This is a genomic window from Bradyrhizobium altum, assembly GCF_020889705.1.
GTDB classification, from domain to species: domain Bacteria; phylum Pseudomonadota; class Alphaproteobacteria; order Rhizobiales; family Xanthobacteraceae; genus Bradyrhizobium; species Bradyrhizobium altum.
The window spans coordinates 1-3456 of the sequence record NZ_JACMYP010000461.1; the positions used below are offsets into that span (position 1 = coordinate 1).

Below are 3456 nucleotides of genomic sequence, written 5' to 3' on the forward strand. Positions count from 1 at the left end.
CGCCCTGCGCGCCGGCAGCGGCCCGGCCGACATGGCGCCGGTCGATGCCGCGCTGCATGCCTACAGCGAGGAGGTGGCCGCGGTGCGCAGCGAGGGCCTGACCCGCGGCCTTCCGGTCGATGCCATGGAGCGGTTCTTCGCGCTCGGATTTTCGCTCGACCAGATGCGGCAGAATCTGAGCGACCTCAAGCGCTGCCACGGCAATTGGTGCACGAACGAGGATGCTTCCGAGAAGATCGTTGCCGAAACATCGGAGAAGAGCGCGGCATGACCTTTGGCTATGCCATGCGGCGCGTCAGGCCCTTGCCCTCCATGCGCCAGATCAGGAGGTCGATGCGGTCCTGACCGAAGAACGGTTCGTTGGCGAATACGAAGGTCGGCACGCCCCAATGGCCCGAGGCCGCATGCGCCTCCTCGTTGCCCTTGATGACCGCTTCATAGCTATCGGGGTCGGCGACGATCGCCGCATCCATCGCCGCGAGATCGAATCCGGCGGCCTCGGCCGCTTTCGCCAGATGATCGCCCTCGTTCCAGCCCTTCACCGAGCCGTCCCACAGCACGCGGCTGATCGCGGAGCTGAAGGCGAGCGACTGCCCCTCAAGCTGGGCGGCAGCGCCGAGCCGGGTCAGGCGGTAGATGTAGGGCTGGTGCGTGGCGACGTCGAGCGTCGTCATGTCCTGCACGATCGGGTCCGGACGCGGAAAGCGGAACGGGATGTTCTCGTGCTTGGCGACACGGCTGGAATCGAGCACGACATAGCGGGCGAATTGCGGATTGGTCTGCTTGAAGAAGCCGGGCACGCGCACCGCGAGCGGATAGACCGGCCGCAAATTCACCACGACATCGTAGTCGGCGACCATCTTCAAGGTCTTCGGCAGCGCCAGGTAGCTGTACGGACTGCGGAACGAGAAGAACAGATCGACCGACAAGGTCATGCGCTAGCCTCGTTCGGTGTGACCTCGTCGACCTTCATCCGGCAACCTTCATCCTACCAGTCTGCGTGCCAGCAGGCGGAAACGCAAGATCAGGAGGGTCGCATAAACCGCAGTCCCGAGCGACAGCCCGATCCAGACGCCGGGCGCCTGGAGCCCGGCCCAGAAGGCGAGCGCGTAGGCGGACGCGAACCCGATCAGCCAGTAGCTGATGGTGGCAAACAGCAGCGGCACCTGGGTGTCGTTCATGCCGCGCAGCGCGCCGGCGGTGGTGGTCTGCACACCATCGGCGATGAAGAAGGTCGCGCCGATCAGGAGCAGCATCGCGGTGAGCTGCGCGGTGGCGTCAGAAGCCTCGCCGAGGAACAGCGCCGCGATCTCGAAGCGCGCCAGGATCACCGCGAGCGTCATGACGCTCATGAAGACGCCGGCGAGCGCGACTGCGACAAAGCCGGCCCGCTGCACCGCGTCGGTGTCGCGGCGGCCGACGGCCTGGCCGACCCGCACGGTGGCGGCCATGCTGACGCCGAACGGCACCATGAACAGGATCGCCGCGATCTGCAGCGCGATCTGGTGCGCCGCCAGCGCCGTGGTGCTGATCAGCCCCATCAGCAGGCCGGCCGCGCCGAACAGGCCGTATTCCAAGAGGAAGGCGATCGAGATCGGCGCGCCGACGGCGACCAGCTTGCCCATCAACGGCCAGTCGATGCGCCAGACGCGGCTGAACACATGGTACTTGCGGAACGGGCGGCGCCGGGCCGCGAACCATACGCCGGCGAGGAAGGTGCCGAGATTGACGATCGTGGTCGCAAGTCCGGCGCCGAACATGCTGAGTTCGGGCATGCCCCATTTGCCGTAGAGCAACAGGTAGACCATCAGTGCATTGGCCGGGATCGCCGCGAGCGTGATCCACAGCACCGGCTCCGGCCGGTTCACCGCACTCATGAAGCCGCGGATCGCAATGAACCACAGCGCCGGCAGGATGCCCCAGGCGAGGCCGAACAGATATTGCTGCGCCAGATGCGCGGTGGCCTGGGTCTGGCCGAGCGCGAGCAGGATGCGCTCGCCATGGAACGGCAGCGCCATCAGCGGCAGCACCATGAAGAACCCGGCCCACAGGCCGACGCGGAGCGCGCGCCGCATCACGCGGGGGTTGCGGGCGCCGAACGCCTGCGCGGCCAGCGGCGAGACCGCCGACATCATGCCCATGCCGATGGTGAAGCTGACGAAATACACGGTATGCGCCAGCGCCGCCGCGGCGACGTTCTCGCTGCCGAGCCGTCCGATGAAGGCGAGATCGGTCGTCATCATCGCGATCTGCCCGAGCTGCGTCAGCGCGAGCGGCACGGCGAGCTTCAGCGTTTCGGCGAGCTCGGCCGTGAGCAGCTTGCGAGAGGGGACGACGGCCGCGCGCGACGCGGCCGGGTCGATCTTGTCGATGCAGGTCATGACGGCACGCTTAGCACGGCAAACCGGCCGGAAGGATGATGGCCAAACTGCCCAAACGCGACGATCTCACGCAGAGATCATCGCCTCCCAAATTGTCGTTGAGCATGGTCCGACCGGAAAAACGCTTCACGTTTTTCCGGATCATGCCCGGATCACGATCGCGCTGGTATCCGCTTGATCTTGGCGCCGAGCGCGTTGAGCCGTTCGTCGATCCGCTCATAGCCGCGCTCGATCTGGTCGGCATTGTTGATGGTGGAGGTGCCGTTGGCGCACACCGCGGCCAGCAGCATCGCCATACCGGCGCGGATGTCTGGCGAGTTCATCGGCGCGCCGCGCAGCCGGCTCGGACCGGCCACGATCGCGCGGTGCGGGTCGCACAGCACGATCCGGCCACCCATCGCGATCAGGTTGTCGACGAAGAACATCCGCGATTCGAACATCTTCTCGTGCATCAGGATGACGCCGTCGCACTGCGTCGCGGTGACGATCGCGATCGACATCAGGTCCGCGGGGAAGGCCGGCCAGGGCTGGTCCTCGAGCTTCGGCACGTGGCCGCCGAAATCATCCTGAATCTTCATGGTCTGGTTCGACGGCACGACGAGGTCGTCGCCCTCGACGCCGCAGACGATGCCGAGCCGTTCAAAGCCCATCCGGATCGAGCGCAAATGCTCGACGCCGGCGCGCGCGATGCGCAGCGGCGAGCGGGTCACCGCGGCAAGCCCGATCAGCGATCCGACTTCGATATGGTCGGGCTGGATCGCGTAGGTCGTGCCGCCGAGCGTCGCCTGGCCGTGCACGGTGATGGTGTTGGTGCCGATACCTTCGATCTTCGCGCCGAGCGCGACCAGGAAATTGGCGAGGTCCTGCACATGCGGCTCGGAGGCCGCGTTGCGCAGATAGGTGGTGCCGCGGGCGGCGACGGCGGCGACCAGCGCGTTCTCCGTCGCGGTGACGCTGGGCTCGTCGAGGAACACATCGGCGCCCTTCAGGCGCGCGGCGCGGAATTCCAGCCGGTGCGTCGCGGTGACGGTGGCGCCGAGCTGCTCGAAGGCCAGAAAATGCGTGTCGAGCCGGC

The 3456-nt window shown here is 66.8% G+C and carries 3 protein-coding genes and 1 pseudogene; 1 reads left to right on the plus strand and 3 read right to left on the minus strand.

Features of this window, described 5'->3' with window-relative positions:
* Window positions 1-271 (plus strand): annotated as a pseudogene (locus tag H8B02_RS46185) (FUSC family protein); the annotation flags it as partial.
* 7 nt (window positions 272-278) lie between these two features.
* Here H8B02_RS46185 and H8B02_RS46190 read toward each other — a convergent pair.
* The 3 genes from H8B02_RS46190 to H8B02_RS46200 all read right to left on the minus strand — a co-directional run.
* Window positions 279-935 (minus strand): 2-hydroxychromene-2-carboxylate isomerase, encoded by a 657-nt coding sequence (locus tag H8B02_RS46190; RefSeq protein WP_229172354.1) that lies wholly within the window; start codon window positions 933-935, stop codon window positions 279-281.
* Window positions 936-983: 48 nt separating this feature from the next.
* On the minus strand, window positions 984-2381 hold the full coding sequence (locus H8B02_RS46195) for an MATE family efflux transporter (RefSeq protein WP_229172355.1): 1398 nt from the start codon (window positions 2379-2381) through the stop codon (window positions 984-986).
* Window positions 2382-2533: 152 nt separating this feature from the next.
* Window positions 2534-3456 (minus strand): UDP-N-acetylglucosamine 1-carboxyvinyltransferase (locus H8B02_RS46200; RefSeq protein ID WP_229172356.1); only part of this gene is annotated, 923 nt, incomplete at its 5' end.